Consider the following 17335-nt stretch of genomic DNA (forward strand, 5'->3'; position numbering starts at 1 on the left):
ATTAAATGAATGGAAATGATTTCTTATGACCGAAAATAGTTGATTTTTAGCGAAATATAGTTTATTATAAAAAAAGAGGAGTGGTGGAAATGTTTACAGAAGAAAGATGCAATATAATTCTTCAGGAACTAAAAGTAAAGGGAATAGTTTCAGTTATGGAGCTAGTTAAAATGTTAGATGCTTCAGAATCAACAATAAGAAGAGACTTAAATAACCTCCATAATGAAGGATTATTAAAGAAAATTCATGGAGGAGCAGTTTTGATTGGTGAAAGTACTTCTCTTCATGATTATATGGTTAATGTTAGACAATCACTTAATGTAGATGATAAAACGCAGATTGCAAAGTATGCTGCATCTTTGATTGAAAATGGAGATATAATTTATTTAGATGCAGGCACTACTACTGAAATTTTAATAGATTTTATAAAAGCAAAAGAAATAACTGTTGTTACAAATGCAATAGTTCATGCAAAAAAACTTCTAGAGAAAAATATTAAGACGTTTATATTAGGAGGAGAATTAAAAATAATTACTGAAGCAGTTGTTGGTCCTACTACAGTAGAAGATTTAAAAAAATATAATTTTACAAAAGGCTTTTTTGGAGCAAATGGTGTAAGTAATCAAAATGGTTACACAACTCCAGATATAAATGAAGCTATGGTAAAAGCAGAAGCTATAAAAAGATGTAATGAAGCATTTGTATTAGCTGATGAATCTAAATTAGAAGAAGTTAGTTTTATAACTTTTGGAGCAATAAAAGACGCAACATTAATAACAAGTAAAATAAAGGATATAGACATAAAATATGATACTAATGTAGTAGAGGTGAGTAAAAATGATTAATACAATAACACTTAATCCATCTTTAGATTATGTTGTAAAGGTAAATAATTTTAAAATGGATTCATTAAACAGAAGCAAAAATGAAGAAGTTTATGCTGGGGGAAAAGGAATAAACGTATCAATAGTACTTAAAAACTTAGGTGTAGAAAATACAGCTTTAGGATATATTGCTGGATTTACTGGTGATGAAATATTAAAACAAGTAATTGACCATGGAGTTAATTGTGATTTCGTAAAGTTAAATAAGGGTTTATCTAGAATAAACGTAAAACTTAAAAGTGATGGAGAAACAGAAATAAATGGTTCAGGTCCAGAAATAACAAGTGAAGATTTAAAGGTATTATATGGAAAGCTTTCTCTTTTAACAAAGGGAGATTATTTAATATTATCAGGAAGTATTCCAAACGGAGTACCAGATGATGTTTATGAAACTATAATAAAAATTCTTTTAGATAAAAATGTAGAATTTATAGTTGATTCCACTAAAGATTTACTTTTAAAAGTACTAAAGTACAAACCTTTTTTAATTAAGCCAAATCATCATGAACTTGCAGAAATGTTTAATGTTGAGATAAATAATGATGATGACATAATTACATATGGTAAAAAGCTTCAAGAAATGGGAGCCAAAAATGTACTTATTTCAATGGCTGGAGATGGAGCAATCCTATTACCTGAAAATGGAGAAGCTATAAAAAGACAAGTACCAAAAGGAATTCTTAAAAATTCAGTTGGCGCGGGAGACTCTATGGTAGCAGGATTCTTAGCAGGATATCTTAAAAACAATGATATAGATGAAGCATTTAAGATGGGAATTGCAACTGGTAGTGCAAGTGCATTTTCAAAGGAACTTGCAACGAAAGAAGAAGTTTATAAATTACTATCACAAATATAAATATCTAAGGGGGAAATGTAATGAAAATTGTAGACTTATTACAAAAACAAGCAATTGAATTAAGTTTTAAACCTTCTTCGAAAGAAGAATGCATTAATCAATTAGTTGATTTAATGGATAAAACAGGAAATATAATAAGCAAAGAAGAATATAAAAAAGCTATAATAGCTAGAGAAGAATTAAGTACAACTGGTATTGGTGAAGGAATTGCTATACCTCATGGAAAAACTAGTACAGTTAAAAAGGCATCACTTGCAGCAGCAGTATGTAAAGATGGTGTAGATTATGATTCATTAGATGGAGCACCAGCACATTTATTTTTTATGATAGCAGTACCTGATAATAGTGATAATTTGCATTTAGATGTACTTGGAAGATTATCAACAATATTAATGGATGAAAAGTTTAGAGAAAGATTAATTAATTGTGTAAACAAAGATGAATTCTTAAAATTAATAGATGAAAAAGAAAAAGAAAAATTCCCCGAGGAATCTGTTTCAGAAGTTAATTCAAATGACATAGGATATAGGGTTTTAGCTGTTACGGCTTGTCCTACTGGAATAGCTCATACTTATATGGCAGCAGAAAGTCTTGAAAGTAAGGGAAAAGATATTGGAGTTACAATAAAGGTGGAAACTAATGGTTCTGGTGGAGCTAAAAATGTTTTAACTAAAAAAGAAATTGAAAAGGCTGATTGTATAATAATTGCAGCTGATAAAAATGTTGAAATGGCTAGATTTGATGGTAAAAGGCTTATCAAAACTAAGGTCGCAAATGGAATACATAAATCAGAAGAACTAATTGTAGAAGCTACAAGTGGAAATGCACCTGTATATCATCACAATGGAAAAGCTGATGATTCAAGTGATGAAATAGAAAATGAAGGAATAGGTCGCCAAATTTATAAACACCTTATGAATGGCGTATCTCATATGTTACCATTTGTTATAGGTGGAGGAATACTTATAGCATTAGCATTCCTTTTTGATACATTTGATCCTGCAAATCCTGGAAACTTTGGTATGGGTACGCCTCTTGCTGCATTCTTGAAGACAACTGGTGTGACAGCATTTAACTTCATGTTACCAATTCTTGCAGGTTTTATTGCAATGAGTATTGCTGATCGTCCAGCATTAGCAGTAGGTTTTGTTGGTGGAACAATAGCAAGTTCAGGCATTACTTTTGCAAATGCATTTGATTCAAACATTGCAAAAGTTAGCTCTGGCTTTTTAGGAGCTTTACTTGCAGGTTTTATAGCAGGTTATTTAGTACTTGGACTTAAAAAATTATTTGATAAGTTACCTGATAGCTTAGAGGGTTTAAAACCAGTGTTATTATATCCTTTCTTTGGAATACTACTTATTGGTGTTATAATTTCATTAATTAATCCAGCAGTTGGTTCAATTAATGTGGGAATTACTAATGCACTTAATTCGATGGGAGGAACTAGTAAAGTATTTTTAGGAATTGTCTTGGGTGCTATGATGGCAATAGATATGGGTGGCCCAGTTAACAAGGCAGCATATGTATTTGGTACAGCATCACTTGCTAGTGGAAATTTTGATATAATGGCAGCTGTTATGGCTGGTGGTATGGTTCCACCTCTTGCAATAGCATTAAGTACAACATTCTTTAAAAATAGATATACAGTGAAGGACAGACAATCAGGGATTACAAATTATATAATGGGTTTATCATTTATTACAGAAGGTGCAATACCTTTTGCAGCAGCAGATCCATTAAGAGTAATACCATCTTGTGTAGCTGGATCAGCAGTAGCTGGTGGACTTTCAATGTTCCTTGGATGTGCTTTAAGAGCACCACATGGTGGAGTCTTCGTTATTCCAGTTATAAGTAATCCTTTTGGATATATTGGAGCTATAGTTGCAGGGTCAGTAGTTGGTATGATAATACTTTCTATATTAAAAAAGCCAATAAATGATAATAGATAATATACATTATATATTTGACATGTTATTTTTATTAATACTCTAAATAAAAAAAGATCTATAAAACTTTGAGAAGATGTTTTCTGTATTTTGCAGAAAACATCTTTTTTTATATTTAGAAAGGAAATTTACAAATTGGCAAGTTGTAACATAATTGCTTTAGATAATAAAAGATAGTAAAATCAATAAAGGAAAACTATGGTTTATTATACTGAAAAAGGGGGGCCAAGTGTAGAGGTTTAAGCTATGCAAGAGGTGATGTTTTTATGAAAATAAGAAGTGAGTATACTTGTCCGTTAGAACTTATCCATGACTTGATTAAAGGAAAATGGAAACCAATTATTTTATGGCAACTTAGACTAGGTAATACATCTCCTTCAAATCTTGAAAAAGATATACAAGGAATAACACAAAAAATGTTGTTAGAACAGTTAAAAGAGTTAATGGAGTTTGAGTTTGTGGGTAAGAAAGTATATGATGGATACCCACTTAGGGTTGAGTACTTTTTAACAGAAAATAAGGGTAAACAAATATTGAAAGCAGTAAAGATAATGCAGGAGTTTGGTAAAGACTTTATGCTTGAAAAAGGGATGCAGGACATGTTGAAAAAAAAGGGTGTTATATTAGAATAGTGCAATGGATTTATCCATTGCACTTTTCTTTATACTAACAAAAAAGTGAGTAATTTACACTATTGATATATAAATATATAATAAAAATGAAAAAAGAATGTATACATTTTTGATTAATTTAAAAGGATTCTACATATGCAAAAACATGTTTTAGCATTGGAAATAGTAAGAGAAATTTTTCTGTTTTAGGGAGACATTGATATGAAAAAATATAAATTAACTAATCAATTCATACTTTGGAGAGAGAAAAAATTATATAGAATAAAATCATTAATAAGTTTTGATGATGTAAAAGAAGGAGAACTAGGTGGATATATAGAAAATGAAAATAATTTAAGTCAAGAAGGAAAGTGTTGGGTGTTTAACAATGCCAAAATTTTTGAAAATGCTAGAATTTTTGGGAATGCTAGAATAAGCGATTATGCCCAAATATCTGGTAATGCTATGATATATGATTATTCATTGGTATATGGGAATGCTCAGGTATATGGAGGTACTGAAATACGCAGAAATGCTCAAGTATATGATAATGCTAGAGTATATGGAAAAACTATAATAAGTAGTTATGCTAGAATAAATGGAAATTCAAAAATATGTGGGGATGTAGAAGTATCAAGCTATGCACACATAAACGAAAATGCTTATGTTAAAAATAGAGAGGACATGCTAGTTATAGGAGAGATAGGGTCTAGAAATGATTTTATAACATTTTTTAAAAGCAAAGATAATAAAATACTTGTTAGTTGTGGTTGCTTTTCAGGGAATATAAAAAAGTTTAAAAAAGCAGTAAAAAAGACAAAAACAAGAATTAAATATAAAAAAGTTTATTTAGTTGCTATAAAATTAGCAGAGTTACAAATAGAATGTTAAATTAATAGTATTATTAATACAAGATAAGTAATATTATAACTTATCTTTCCAATGAATAAGTTGTTCAATAAAATTAAGAATTTTTTCTTTATCATCAAGACTTCTATTAAATAAAAGATTATATATTTTATTTAATACCAAGTTATCATTATCATTAGATGTTACCTGTAAGTTCTTGAACAAGTCTTCAAGGCTTACATTTAACGCAGATGTGACTTTTTCAAGACTTTCTATAGTAGCATTTTTTTCACCTCTTTCAAGTTGACCAATATATGTTGGATGGAGAGATGCTCTAGTTGCTAATTCTTCTTGACTTAATCTATTTTCTTTTCTTAAATTTCTTAATCTTTCGCCTATAATCTTGCTTAAATTACTCATTTACCTCACCTCTAGAATTAAATTACCACTTAATAGAGTTTTTACAATATACTATTGATATTATTTACGTAAAAATATATACTATAAATAGTATTGTGTAATTTTCAATGAATTATTACAAAATTTTTACTACAAAAACGAAAAAATGACGTATTCAAAAAACAAATAACATTGAAGTATATATATCAATCGATAATAAATTAATGAAGACATTATAGAAAGAGTTTATCATAAAAGTTTATTACAATAACATAATTAATTTTCACAAAAAGGAGGAAGCATAATTAAAAAATTATTTGTTGGAAAATAATATACTGTACTACATTTAATTAAAAAGTAGTACAGTATATTTATTAAATTTATATTATTGATAGGGGATCAGATAATGAGTTACTTTTACAAAAATAAATTCATATCTAAGTTAAATATATTTGAAAAACGTGATTTAGAAAAGGATACTGAAGAGTTTAAATTAACTAATGATATAGGTGTTTCAAATATAATTTTTATATTAAGTTTACTGTTAATAATAATGGGAAGTAGTAACTTATGTAAAATTATAGCTACTATAGGAATTTTATTTGCTTTTATATTTATATTGAAAAAAGAAAAAAAAATTATAGAAAATATTAAATTTACAGATGATTTAACTGGTGCAAAAAATCTAAAAAAATTTAAAATAGATCTTAAAGAAATACTAAAAACACATAAAAAATCAGATTTTACTATAATACAGTTTGATATTGATAATTTTAAATATGTTAATGATATCTTTGGATATGAAGAAGGAAATAAAACTTTAAAGAATATAGCTAAGGTATTAAAATTTAGTTTGGCAGATAATGAATTTTTTGCAAGAATTGATAGTGATAGATTTATTATTCTTATGAATTATAAAAATGATAGTGATATTATAATTAAATTAGAATATTTAATATATAAATTTAATAGATACAATAAAGACAAGTCTAAAATTTTTAATTTGATCTTTTCTTTTGGGATTTATAAAATTTTAGATAAAGATAATAATATAGAAAATATAATAGATTTAGCAAATATTTCTAGAAAGACTATAAAAGGTTTATATAAAAATCAATATGCTTTCTATAATAATGAAATAAGAGAACAAGTATTTATAGAAAATGAAATTGAAAATAGTATGTATTATGCCTTGGAAAACAAAGAATTTGAAGTTTATTTACAACCAAAATATGATTTACAAAAAACACAAATGGTAGGTGCAGAAGCGCTTATTCGTTGGATACATCCTAAAAAAGGATTAATTCTACCAAATGATTTCATTCCTTTATTTGAGAAAAATGGATTCGTTATTAATATTGATTTTTTTGTTCTTGAAGAAGTGTGTAAAAAAATGAGTGAATGGATTGACAAGGGATTAAATCCTGTTGTTATATCAATAAATCAATCTAGATTACATATTAACAATCATAATTATATAGAAATGGTTAAGTCTATTATTAATAAATATAATATACCTCCAGAACTTATTGAACTTGAGATTACAGAAAATATATTTTTTGATAATATTAATTTGTTAATTGATGTTGTAGAAGAATTACACAATATAGGAATCCGTATTTCAATGGATGACTTTGGCTCAGGTTATTCATCACTTAATTTATTAAACAATATACCTTTAGACGTTTTAAAGATTGATAAATCTTTTTTAAAAGACATCACTGAAAATGAAAGGTCAAAAATAGTAATTACGAAAGTCATTGAAATGGCTAAATGTCTTAAAATGACTGTTATATCAGAAGGAGTAGAAACTGAAAAACAAGCAGAATTTTTAAGGGGAATTGGATGTGATATGGTACAAGGCTTTTTATTTGACAGACCTATGCCAATAGAGGAATTTGAAAAAAAGTTCTTCTTAACATAATATTACTTAGACTTAAGTATACATATGAATATTTATAAATTCCTTTTGTAATGTAGATTAAGTCATTAATTTAAAAGCGCATCTTAATGTGGACAAACTTGTAACTTTGTCCATACTAAGACACGCTAATATAGAATATAAAAAAATTAGACTATGTTTTAAAATAGTGTTGATATTGTAATATCAACATTCATTTAAAACATTGTTTTTATCTATAAGTAAATTATAGGTAAGTCCAATTAGTACTAAAAATCCTCCAATAACTTTACCTATAGATAATTCATTTAAAGTAAAGTAGTCAATTATAATACCAACAAATAATTGACCTATAAAAATAATTAATGTTAAATAGAATGCAGATATTTTTGGCGTGATATAATTTGAAAGTACAATTACTAAGATGCCAGCAATACCTCCTAAGTAAGACCATAGAGGTATTGATTGCAATTTCACACTAGATATATATAGTGATTCATTACTTAAAAGTAAAAATATAAAAGAAAAAAATAATCCAATAGCAAAATTAAAAAAGGTGCCTTGAAAAGTCCCGATTTTTTCTGCTAAGCTAGAATTTATAATTCTTGCAACCACAATGGAAACACCAGCTAGAAATGCTGTAAGTAAAGATATACATAACATTCTTAATCCTCCTCTAAAAAATGGTCATCACAAAGATGCCTAAAGTAATAAATGTTAAGCCAATAAGTTTCTTTTTATTAAATCTAATAACCTTCATTCCTAATAAGCCAAAATGATCTATGATAATAGATGCAAGTGATTGACCAAGAAGTCCTAAAGCAATAAGAATAGAAGCTCCAAGAATTGCAAAACTAAAGTTATTAAAAAGAACAGTAAAAACACCTATAGCACCAGCACTATACAAGTATAATGGAATACCTTTTTGTATTTTAATTTTTGATTTAGTTATTAATAGCAACAATATAATGGCAAAGAATCCAACAATGTGAATTATTACAGTAGAGGTATAGTTTCCACAAGCGTTAGATAAAGTTCCATTAAACATAAGCATTATAGATATTAAAGCGCCTATAAAGGCTGAAATTAAATTATTCATAATATTTATTATCCTCCATCAAAACTTTAGGCATATGAAAGAAAATAACAAGTCAAAGATGCGATGTATATTTTGTTTCAGACAAGGAAGTAATATTAGCTAATAGCAGACTATTAGCTAATATTACTGACGTAGTATGAAGCAAAATAGACTAGCATACTGACTTGTTATTTTTTTTGAATGTGCCTTAAACTTAATTTACCACAAAATCATTGTAAACGGTTATGACATATGTCATATTAAGTAAGAGCCCAAATTTTAATTTGGAAACTCGAACTTACTCAGCGAAAGCGTATGTGAGTCGAGTTTTATTTGTAATAAAAGGAGTTTAAAGCTATGGTAAAAATAAATGATTTTAAATTAATAGATTATTATATTGAAAAATATAAAATTAATCAACTTTTTACTAAAGATATGAGAGAATTCATGGAACTTTTTCTTTTCAAAAAGAATGAGCATATTTGTAGAGATGGTGAAGATATTAATTATATTTTTTTCTTTTTAGAAGGAAAAGTAAAGGTATACATAACACTTAGTAATGGCAAATCTCTACTTAATTGTTTTTATCAAGAGTTTAAAATGATAGGGGATATAGAAATTATCAACTTAAATAGAGCATCTACAAATGTACAGGCTATAGAGGATACTTATTGTATAGGCATTTCTTTGGAAAATGCAAGACAGCATTTGATTAATGATGCTAAGTTCTTAAGATTTCTATGCAATTCTTTAGGTGAAAAATTAGATAGATTTGCAAAAAACACTTCTATAAATTTGCTTTATCCACTTGAGAATAGACTAGCTAGTTATATTCTTGCAACTGGAGAAAGAATAGATAAAAGTGGAGAAAGAGTAATAATATTTAATGAAAAATTAACTGAAATATCAGAACTGTTAGGTACAAGTTATAGGCATTTATTAAGAACATTAAATAATCTTTGTTTAAAGGGATTTATAAAAAAGGAAAACAATTACTTTGAAGTAATAGATGAGGTGAATTTAAGAAAACTTGCAGCGGATTTATATTTATAATTAGTGAAAAACTTATTTTTTTTGCTCTGTTTTAAAACAGTGTTGATCTTGTTACATATTGTTCAGCGTGCTAAAGAATTAAACTTAAGAACATCTAAATGAGTATAGTCCCATTCCAGCTTGTTCCAAAAACAAGTTTTGGACAAGCAACTAATATGACAATACTCATTAAGAGTTCTAAAAGTCCAATTCTAATACACGCTTCACAAAAATGTAACAAGATCAACACTAGATTAAAACACAGTGATTTTTTTAAATATGTTTAACTATAAGTATGAAGAGTATTGGGTGAGGTAACAGCTTGACACAAGTGGCTATTATGAGATAATTATATTAAAATACTAATTGATAAAATTTATCCTTTATAGAAAGTAGTTGATTTCTAGTGCCAAACAGTGGGAATTTAAAGGATTTAATAGATCTTGATTTATTACAAAACATACAAGATAGACTTTCTGAAATTACAGGACTTGCATTTAATATAGTAGATTTTAAGGGTAATCCTATAAATAATTATTCTAATTTCTGCAATTTTTGCAAAAAGATGAGAAGCACAAAAGAAGGAATGAAATTATGTTATGAGGCAAATGCACATGCAGGTTTAGAAGCTGCTATAAGGCAAGAACCTTATGTTTTTAAATGCCCAGCAGGGTTAGTAGATGTTGCTACACCTATAATTATGAATAATAACTATCTTGGAGCTATTTTTTTTGGACAAGTTAAAACAAATAATGAAAAGTTTTTATCAATAAAGGAGTCAAATTATTGTTCTAAAATGTTTAAAAAAAATCCAACACTAAAAAAAGATTATGATGAGATTAAATATATTGATTATAATAAAATTGAATCTATATTTTCTTTGGTAAAGATAGTAGTAAATCAATTAGTTGAAAAATCAGTTTTAAATTCAATACAAGAAGACGTAAATTTTAACAATATTAAATTAATTAAAGAACAAGAAGAAAGAATTAAACTTGAAAAACAGTTAAAAGTTTTGAATCTTAAGCTAATGCAAACTCCAATGAAACTTAATTTTGAATTTAACATATTGAATTCTATATCAAACCTTGCATTAATTGAAAATGCACCAAAAACTCAAGAAATGATTTATTCTTTAAGTGACTTAATTAGATATACGTCAAAAAACATAGGGTGTGAAGTTACTATAGGAGAAGAGATAAAAAATATTATTACATATTTAAAAATTCAATCTAGTAGATTTGGAAAAAGGATAAAATATAAAGTTGATATAGATGAAAACATTAAAAAGATTAAAATACTTCCAATGATTTTGTTATTCGTTATAGAATATTCTATAACAAATGGATTATCTCCTAAAAAAGAAGGAGGCACAATTAATATTAAGGGATATATTTTAGAAAATGATGCTATTATTACAATTAAAGATGATGGAATAGGAATTTCTGAAAATGAGCTATTTCTTATATTAAACGGAAAGTGTGAAAATGAAGTTGTAGGAATGAACATATATAATATTAATGAAATATTAGCTAATTATTATGGCAAAACATATAAAGCTGATATAAGAAGTAAGGTTAATATAGGTACTACGGTAAGATTAAAATTTCCTTTAAGTCATATGAAAGAAAATAACAAGTCAAAGACGTGATGTATATCTTGCGTCATACTGACTTGTTATTTATTTGAATATGCTTAAATCACAATAGATAGGGTGATTCTTATGATCAAAGTAATACTTGCAGATGATGAAAATTTAGAACTTGAGGCTTTAAAGATAATTATAAATAAAAAGTTTAAAAATGCTAGTGTTGTTGGTATAGCACATGATGGAGATGAAGTTATTGAAATGAATGAAGATTTAAATCCAGATGTGATTTTTATGAACGCATTAATGCCTGGCACTAATGGATTTGAAGTGGCTAAGATAATAAAGAAAAAAGATGAAAATAAAAAGATAGTACTTATGAGCGTTTATGATGACTTTGAATTTGTTCAAAGAGCATTAAAAATAAAAGTCGATGATTATTTATTAAAACCAATTAGACCAGAAAAAATAATAAAAATATTAGATGAATTTATAAATAGTGATAAAAGCCATGCTCTTGAGAAAAACAAATCAATTTTACTAGGTAATATAAAAAATCATTATTATAAAGAATCTAAAGATACTTTAAAACAGTTAATAGAATGTTTAGAAAAGTTTAGTATATGTGAGTCACAAAAGTATTCAGAAGAACTGGTTAGAGATATGATCGACGTATTTGATATAGAAAATAATAAGCTAAATAATAATGTTGATTATAAAAAAAATTTTAATAGTTGTTTAGATATTCATGATATAGAGAATAATCTGATAGATATTTTAGATAATTTATTTGATATGTTAATATATAATAGGAATTTATCAGATACCGATGAATTAAAATTTCTTTTAAATTATATAGAAAAAAATTTTAGAAATAACATAATGCTACAAGATGTAGCAGATCATATGAAATTTAGCAGTCCTTACTTAAGTAAAAGTTTTAAAAAACATATAGGAACTAATTTTAATCAATATCTAACTAATAGAAGGATTCAAGAAGCAAAAAAAATATTAAAAAATACAAGTACTAGTATAAATGTTTTAGCATTTGATATAGGATATAATGAACCTAATTATTTTTGCAAAGTATTTAAAAAATTAGAAGGTATGACACCTGTAGAATATAGGGAAAAACATAGAAACCAAATATAAGGCACATATTTGGTTTATTATTTTCTTTCATGTGCCTAAAGAGCTCATATTAATAAGCTACTAACTAGTTATTAAAAAAAGAATACATAAGGCATAAAAGTATAGGTAAAAGATAAAAAATTACCATAGAAATTATAAAACATAAAAAAACATATTGTTTAGAAAAAAAATATAATAAAGTAAGCAATTAAGTGTTAAAGGAATTGATATTTCAGAGGTATTATAATATATGAAATCTAAAAAATTTAGTTTATGCCAAGTAAACGTATTCAAAATACATTAGATTTATTAAAATATATTAAATAACTAGGGGGATAAAAATGGATATTTTAGAAAAAGGATTTAATAAACCTACTGAAAGAGTAGCAAGGTTAAAAGAACAAGTATTATCAGCATTTCCTTGTATTGAAGCAGATAGAGCTATTATATTAACTGAATCATTTAAAGAAACTGAGAATGAACCTATTATTATCCGTAAAGCTAAAGCTCTTGAAAAGATTTTAAATGAAATACCTATAATAATTAGAGATGAAGAATTAATAGTAGGAAGTTTAACAAAAAATCCTAGATCAGCGCAAGTTTTCCCTGAATTTTCTAATCAATGGTTAGTAGATGAATTTGATAAACTTGATAAGAGAACATCTGATGCTTTTAAGATTTCAGAAAAAACGAAAGCAGATCTTAAAGAAGTGTTTAAATATTGGCAAGGAAAAACTGTAAGTGAATTAGCTACATCTTATATGACAGAAGAAACTAAAACTGCAATGAAGACAAATGTATTTACTGTAGCAAATTATTATTTTAATGGTTTAGGTCATGTTTCTGTAGATTATGAGAAGGTACTAGAAAAAGGCTTTAAGGGAATTATTGAAGAAGTAGAAGAAGCAATTAATAGAGCAGATAAAAGTGCTCCAGAGTATGTGAGAAAGAAAAAATTCTGGGATTCAATAATTATTTCTTGTAAAGGTGCAGTAAATTATGCTAAAAGATACTCTGTTTTAGCTAAGGAATTAGCAGAAAAGACAACTGATATTAATAGAAAGAATGAATTATTAAATATATCTAAAATATGTAACAAGGTTCCAGAATATCCAGCAGAAACATTTTATGAAGCATGTCAATCTTTTTGGTTCGTACAAGCAATTATAAGTTTAGAATCTAATGGACATGCTATATCACCAGCACGTTTTGATCAATATATGTACAAATATTATAAAAATGATGTGGAATCTAAGCCGGTTACTAAAGAAATGAATACAGAAATATTACAATGTTTGTGGGTTAAATTTAATGATCTTACCAAAGTTCGTGATGAAACTACAACTAAAGCTTTTAGTGGATATTCAATGTTTCAAAATTTAATTGTTGGTGGACAAACAGAAAAGGGCAAGGATGCTACAAATGAATTATCTTATATGTGTCTTGAGGCTACTGGAAGCTTGAAATTACCTCAACCTTCACTTTCGGTTAGAATCTGGAGTAAAACCCCAGATGAATTTTTAATAAGATCATGTGAATTAACTCGTTTGGGGATAGGACTACCAGCTTTTTATAATGATGAAGTTATTATTCCTACTTTACTTAATCAAGGATTAACAATAGAAGATGCTAGAGATTATGCAATTGTAGGTTGCGTTGAACCTCAAAAACCAGGAAAGACAGATGGATGGTATGATGCTGCATTCTTTAATTTAACAAGAATATTAGAGTTAAGTATAAGTAATGGTCAAAGTTTAGGAAAACAAGTTGGTCCTAAGACAGGTGAGTTTACATCATTTACCAATTTAGATGAATTTATTGATGCGTATAAAAAGCAAATGAAATATTTTGTAGCTCACATGGTTGTAGCAGACAATTGTGTTGATATTGCTCATGCAGAAAGAGCGCCACTTCCATTTTTGTCATGTATGTTAGATGATTGCATAGGCGAAGGAAAATCAATTCAAGAAGGTGGTGGACATTATCGTTTTTCAGGACCGTTAGGAGTTGGTGTTGCTAATATAGGAGATTCATTTATGGCTATTAAAAAGCTTGTATTCGATGAAAAGAAGATTACTTTAGCGGACTTAAAGGAAGCACTTGATACAAACTTTGGTGAATCTGAAAGTGACATAAAGAAGAAAGCACAATTTGAAGATATTAAACAAATGCTTCTTCACAGAGCACCTAAGTTTGGAAATGATATAGATGAAGTTGATGAATTTACTCGTGAAGGTTCACTTATTTACTGCACAGAAGTAGCAAAGCATACAAATCAACGTGGAGGAAAGTTTATTCCAGGCTTATATCCAGTTTCAAATAATGTACATTTAGGAACTTTAGTTGGAGCAACACCTGATGGAAGAAATGCACGTCAACCACTAGCAGATGGGGTATCTCCAACTAGAGGAGCAGATGTGAATGGACCAACTGCAGCAGCAAATTCAGTATCGAAGTTAGATCATTTTAGTGCTCCTAGTGGAACATTATTTAACCAAAAGTTTAATCCAAGTTCTCTTCAAGGAGATAATGGACTTAAAAACTTATCAGCATTAATAAGAACTTACTTTGATAAAAAAGGAATGCATGTTCAATTTAACGTAATTGATAAAAAAATCCTACTTGATGCACAAAAGCATCCAGAAAAATATAGAGATTTAATAGTACGTGTTGCAGGATATAGTGCTCAATTTATCTGTTTAGATAAAGGGGTACAAGAGGATATAATAAAGAGGACAGAACAAAGTTTGTAGAAACTAAATTTTAATAGTTAAGTTTTAAAAGAGTATTGTGATTTCAATATTATTTTAAAGCAGATTTGAATAAATAACTAGTCAGTCTTTTTGTCTTTTTTGTACTATATGGCGTCAACCAATGTAGCTAATAACAGTATTATTAACTGCATTCACTTTCTTGTCTAGTTCAAAAAATCCTAAGACTCTTTGACTAGTTATTTATTTTATGTAAAATATATTAATTTTAAAGGGAGAAGGGTGAAGCTATGCTAAAGGATGAAATTAATTATAATGAAAAAGGAATTATTTTTAACATACAAAGATTTTCTGTAAATGATGGACCAGGCGTGAGAACTATAGTATTTTTAAAAGGCTGCCCATTATCTTGTCGCTGGTGTAGTAATCCAGAATCTCAAAATACATATAAAGAAGTAATGTTTAATATTAAAAATTGTACAGGTTGCCATAAATGTGGAGAAAGTTGCAAAATACATGCTATTGATTTTAATCTAGATTGCAGAATAGATAGGGATAAATGCATAAATTGCGGAGAATGCATAGAAAGTTGTTATCCAGGAGCACTTGTTATGTCAGGAGAAGAAATGTCAGTAAACAAGGTTATTGAAGAAGTAAAAAAAGACTCTATTCAATTTAGACATTCAAATGGTGGCGTTACTTTATCAGGAGGAGAGCCATTAATGCAACCTAAGTTTGCTTTAGAATTATTAAAAGCATGCAAAGCTATGGGGTTACATACTACAATAGAAACTACTGGATATTCAAGTAAAGATGTAGTAGATGAAATAATGCCTTGGGTTGATTTAGTTCTTCTAGACATTAAAACTACAGATTCAGCTAAACATTTAGAGTACATAGGAAAAAGTAATGAAATTATATTAGAAAATGCTAAGAAAATTTCAGAACTTGGTGTAGATATTATAATCAGAGTACCAGTAATTCCAGGTTTTAATGCAGACAGTGAAAGTATAAAACATATAGCTGAATTTGCAAGATGTTTAAAAAAAGTAAATGAAGTAAATCTTTTGCCTTATCATAAGCTTGGTGTAAACAAGTATGAATGTATAGGAAAAGATTATAAGATGAAAAATGAACTTAATACTCCTAGTGATGAATTTATGTTAGAACTAAAGGAGATAGTAGAAGACTTAGGATTAAAGTGTAATGTTGGAGCACATTAAATAATATACTATGTTTTAAAAAAGGTATAGGTTGACTTTTATTATAATTATATATAATATGTAAAATGAACTATGAAATAACATTTTACATGGAGGTAGAAATGGCTATAAATCGAAGTGCACCAGAAAGTTTTAATTATAATAACACAGATAAAAAAGATAAGAATTTTATGTATAAAAATCTTAAGAGAAGTAATTGTTACAATTGTGATTTTTCAACTTCAAATTTTGATTATGCAAGTTTTAGAGGAGCACACTTTAAAAGATGTAGTTTTATGAAATGTACTTTTAAGGGAGCAGAATTTATTGGAACAAATTTAAAAGGAAGTAAATTTAAAAATGCTATATTTGAAAATACTATATTTGAAGGTGTAAATTTAAATGGAGCTGACTTTAAAGATGCAGAATTTAAAAATACTGTATTTGTAGCAACTGATATAGATAAAATTAGAAATTTAGATGTAGAAGATACTAATATCAGAATTTTTGATGAGATGCCACAACTTGAGATTAGTGATGAATTAAGAGATGCTACTATAAACGTAATGGATAATATATACATAAAAAAGTCAAGAATTTTTGATACAAAAGATGGAGATATTAACACACTAACTTTAATGATTTTATTAGAGAACTTTGATGAAGAATATTTAATCAAAGGATTAAATATGATTAAATCTGAGATAGATAGAGATTTTCATACACTAAGTTATATAATTAGACTTATGCAAAATATTAAATAGGTCACATGAAAGAAAATAACGAGATAGACTAACATACTGACTTATTGTTTTTTTGGATATTAATATTAAGAACTATAAAACATTTAAAAGATGGTATCTGTTATTGCAGTAATCATCTTTTTTTAATTTTACTTCTAATGGTAAAATTATAAGGCATGTAAAAAAGGGCTGTCTTATAATATAAATTATTTAATGATATGATGTATATTCAAAAAAAGAAATAGAAATAACATTTTTCTAGTCTTCTTTAATAAATGTCATTTCTATTTCTTTGCTAGTAGTTCACTTGGTAATTCTGAGACAGCCCTTTTTTTGAAAGATGAGGAGATGGAGTTGACTGATAGTGGGTGCTATTAGTCAACTTTGTCTTACAAAGTATGC

Annotated in this window: 15 protein-coding genes; 12 read left to right on the plus strand and 3 right to left on the minus strand. The window is 27.3% G+C overall.

The features are described 5' to 3' along the window. Positions 1–89: 89 nt before the first annotated feature. The 5 genes from BM027_RS09795 (at position 90) to BM027_RS09815 (ending at position 5191) form a co-directional block, all read left to right on the plus strand. Positions 90–845, plus strand: a complete 756-nt coding sequence (locus BM027_RS09795; RefSeq protein ID WP_090091346.1) for a DeoR/GlpR family DNA-binding transcription regulator — start codon at positions 90–92, stop codon at positions 843–845. After that, entirely contained in the window at positions 838–1740 is a 903-nt protein-coding gene (gene pfkB / locus BM027_RS09800) for a 1-phosphofructokinase (protein WP_090091348.1), read from the plus strand. Before BM027_RS09795 ends, pfkB begins: the two co-directional genes overlap by 8 nt. Before the next feature lie 20 nt (positions 1741–1760). Continuing rightward, the gene (locus BM027_RS09805; RefSeq protein WP_090091350.1) at positions 1761–3692 is read left to right on the plus strand and encodes a PTS fructose transporter subunit IIABC; all 1932 of its coding nucleotides are present in this window, start codon (positions 1761–1763) and stop codon (positions 3690–3692) included. A 263-nt stretch (positions 3693–3955) separates the two neighbouring features. After that, positions 3956–4321: a winged helix-turn-helix transcriptional regulator gene (locus BM027_RS09810; protein ID WP_090091351.1), complete on the plus strand. Its 366-nt coding sequence runs from the start codon at positions 3956–3958 to the stop codon at positions 4319–4321. A 201-nt stretch (positions 4322–4522) separates the two neighbouring features. Continuing rightward, a complete protein-coding gene (locus BM027_RS09815) occupies positions 4523–5191 on the plus strand; it encodes an LbetaH domain-containing protein (RefSeq protein WP_090091352.1) in 669 nt (222 codons plus the stop codon). A 33-nt stretch (positions 5192–5224) separates the two neighbouring features. Here BM027_RS09815 and BM027_RS09820 read toward each other — a convergent pair whose 3' ends face one another. Continuing rightward, on the minus strand, positions 5225–5569 hold the full coding sequence (locus BM027_RS09820) for a helix-turn-helix domain-containing protein (protein WP_090091353.1): 345 nt from the start codon (positions 5567–5569) through the stop codon (positions 5225–5227). Positions 5570–5954: 385 nt separating this feature from the next. On the opposite strand from BM027_RS09820, the gene BM027_RS09825 reads away from it, so the two are divergent. Further along, complete coding sequence (locus tag BM027_RS09825; protein ID WP_090091354.1) at positions 5955–7472, plus strand: putative bifunctional diguanylate cyclase/phosphodiesterase; 1518 nt, start codon at positions 5955–5957, stop codon at positions 7470–7472. A 183-nt stretch (positions 7473–7655) separates the two neighbouring features. Here BM027_RS09825 and BM027_RS09830 read toward each other — a convergent pair whose 3' ends face one another. Continuing rightward, positions 7656–8111, minus strand: a complete 456-nt coding sequence (locus BM027_RS09830; RefSeq protein WP_090091355.1) for a DMT family transporter — start codon at positions 8109–8111, stop codon at positions 7656–7658. A gap of 13 nt (positions 8112–8124) precedes the next feature. Then, positions 8125–8550, minus strand: coding sequence for a DMT family transporter (locus tag BM027_RS09835; protein WP_207647598.1), 426 nt, complete (start codon positions 8548–8550; stop codon positions 8125–8127). A 333-nt stretch (positions 8551–8883) separates the two neighbouring features. On the opposite strand from BM027_RS09835, the gene yeiL reads away from it, so the two are divergent. From yeiL to BM027_RS09870, 6 genes are all read left to right on the plus strand, one after another. Then, on the plus strand, positions 8884–9579 hold the full coding sequence (gene yeiL / locus BM027_RS09840) for a transcriptional regulator YeiL (protein WP_090091357.1): 696 nt from the start codon (positions 8884–8886) through the stop codon (positions 9577–9579). A 385-nt stretch (positions 9580–9964) separates the two neighbouring features. Next, a complete protein-coding gene (locus BM027_RS09845) occupies positions 9965–11209 on the plus strand; it encodes a sensor histidine kinase (protein ID WP_090091358.1) in 1245 nt (414 codons plus the stop codon). A 72-nt stretch (positions 11210–11281) separates the two neighbouring features. Next, positions 11282–12298 (plus strand): response regulator transcription factor, encoded by a 1017-nt coding sequence (locus BM027_RS18530; RefSeq protein ID WP_242943306.1) that lies wholly within the window; start codon positions 11282–11284, stop codon positions 12296–12298. A 320-nt stretch (positions 12299–12618) separates the two neighbouring features. Then, positions 12619–15030 (plus strand): glycyl radical protein, encoded by a 2412-nt coding sequence (locus BM027_RS09860; protein WP_090091359.1) that lies wholly within the window; start codon positions 12619–12621, stop codon positions 15028–15030. A 248-nt stretch (positions 15031–15278) separates the two neighbouring features. Next, positions 15279–16211, plus strand: a complete 933-nt coding sequence (locus tag BM027_RS09865; protein WP_090091360.1) for a glycyl-radical enzyme activating protein — start codon at positions 15279–15281, stop codon at positions 16209–16211. Between the two features lie 101 nt (positions 16212–16312). Further along, the gene (locus BM027_RS09870; RefSeq protein WP_090091361.1) at positions 16313–16954 is read left to right on the plus strand and encodes a pentapeptide repeat-containing protein; all 642 of its coding nucleotides are present in this window, start codon (positions 16313–16315) and stop codon (positions 16952–16954) included. Positions 16955–17335: the final 381 nt, after the last annotated feature.

The organism is Clostridium uliginosum (genome assembly GCF_900112485.1).
Classification (GTDB): Bacteria; Bacillota; Clostridia; order Clostridiales; family Clostridiaceae; genus Clostridium; species Clostridium uliginosum.

What these genes read in the sequence shown, in the direction of transcription:
- BM027_RS09795 (WP_090091346.1), top strand. Translation starts at nt 90, where the DNA reads ATGTTTACAGAAGAAAGATGCAATATAATTCTTCAGGAACTAAAAGTA.
- pfkB (WP_090091348.1), top strand. Translation starts at nt 838, where the DNA reads ATGATTAATACAATAACACTTAATCCATCTTTAGATTATGTTGTAAAG.
- BM027_RS09805 (WP_090091350.1), top strand. Translation starts at nt 1,761, where the DNA reads ATGAAAATTGTAGACTTATTACAAAAACAAGCAATTGAATTAAGTTTT.
- BM027_RS09810 (WP_090091351.1), top strand. Translation starts at nt 3,956, where the DNA reads ATGAAAATAAGAAGTGAGTATACTTGTCCGTTAGAACTTATCCATGAC.
- BM027_RS09815 (WP_090091352.1), top strand. Translation starts at nt 4,523, where the DNA reads ATGAAAAAATATAAATTAACTAATCAATTCATACTTTGGAGAGAGAAA.
- BM027_RS09820 (WP_090091353.1), bottom strand. Translation starts at nt 5,569, where the DNA reads ATGAGTAATTTAAGCAAGATTATAGGCGAAAGATTAAGAAATTTAAGA.
- BM027_RS09825 (WP_090091354.1), top strand. Translation starts at nt 5,955, where the DNA reads ATGAGTTACTTTTACAAAAATAAATTCATATCTAAGTTAAATATATTT.
- BM027_RS09830 (WP_090091355.1), bottom strand. Translation starts at nt 8,111, where the DNA reads ATGTTATGTATATCTTTACTTACAGCATTTCTAGCTGGTGTTTCCATT.
- yeiL (WP_090091357.1), top strand. Translation starts at nt 8,884, where the DNA reads ATGGTAAAAATAAATGATTTTAAATTAATAGATTATTATATTGAAAAA.
- BM027_RS18530 (WP_242943306.1), top strand. Translation starts at nt 11,282, where the DNA reads ATGATCAAAGTAATACTTGCAGATGATGAAAATTTAGAACTTGAGGCT.
- BM027_RS09860 (WP_090091359.1), top strand. Translation starts at nt 12,619, where the DNA reads ATGGATATTTTAGAAAAAGGATTTAATAAACCTACTGAAAGAGTAGCA.
- BM027_RS09865 (WP_090091360.1), top strand. Translation starts at nt 15,279, where the DNA reads ATGCTAAAGGATGAAATTAATTATAATGAAAAAGGAATTATTTTTAAC.
- BM027_RS09870 (WP_090091361.1), top strand. Translation starts at nt 16,313, where the DNA reads ATGGCTATAAATCGAAGTGCACCAGAAAGTTTTAATTATAATAACACA.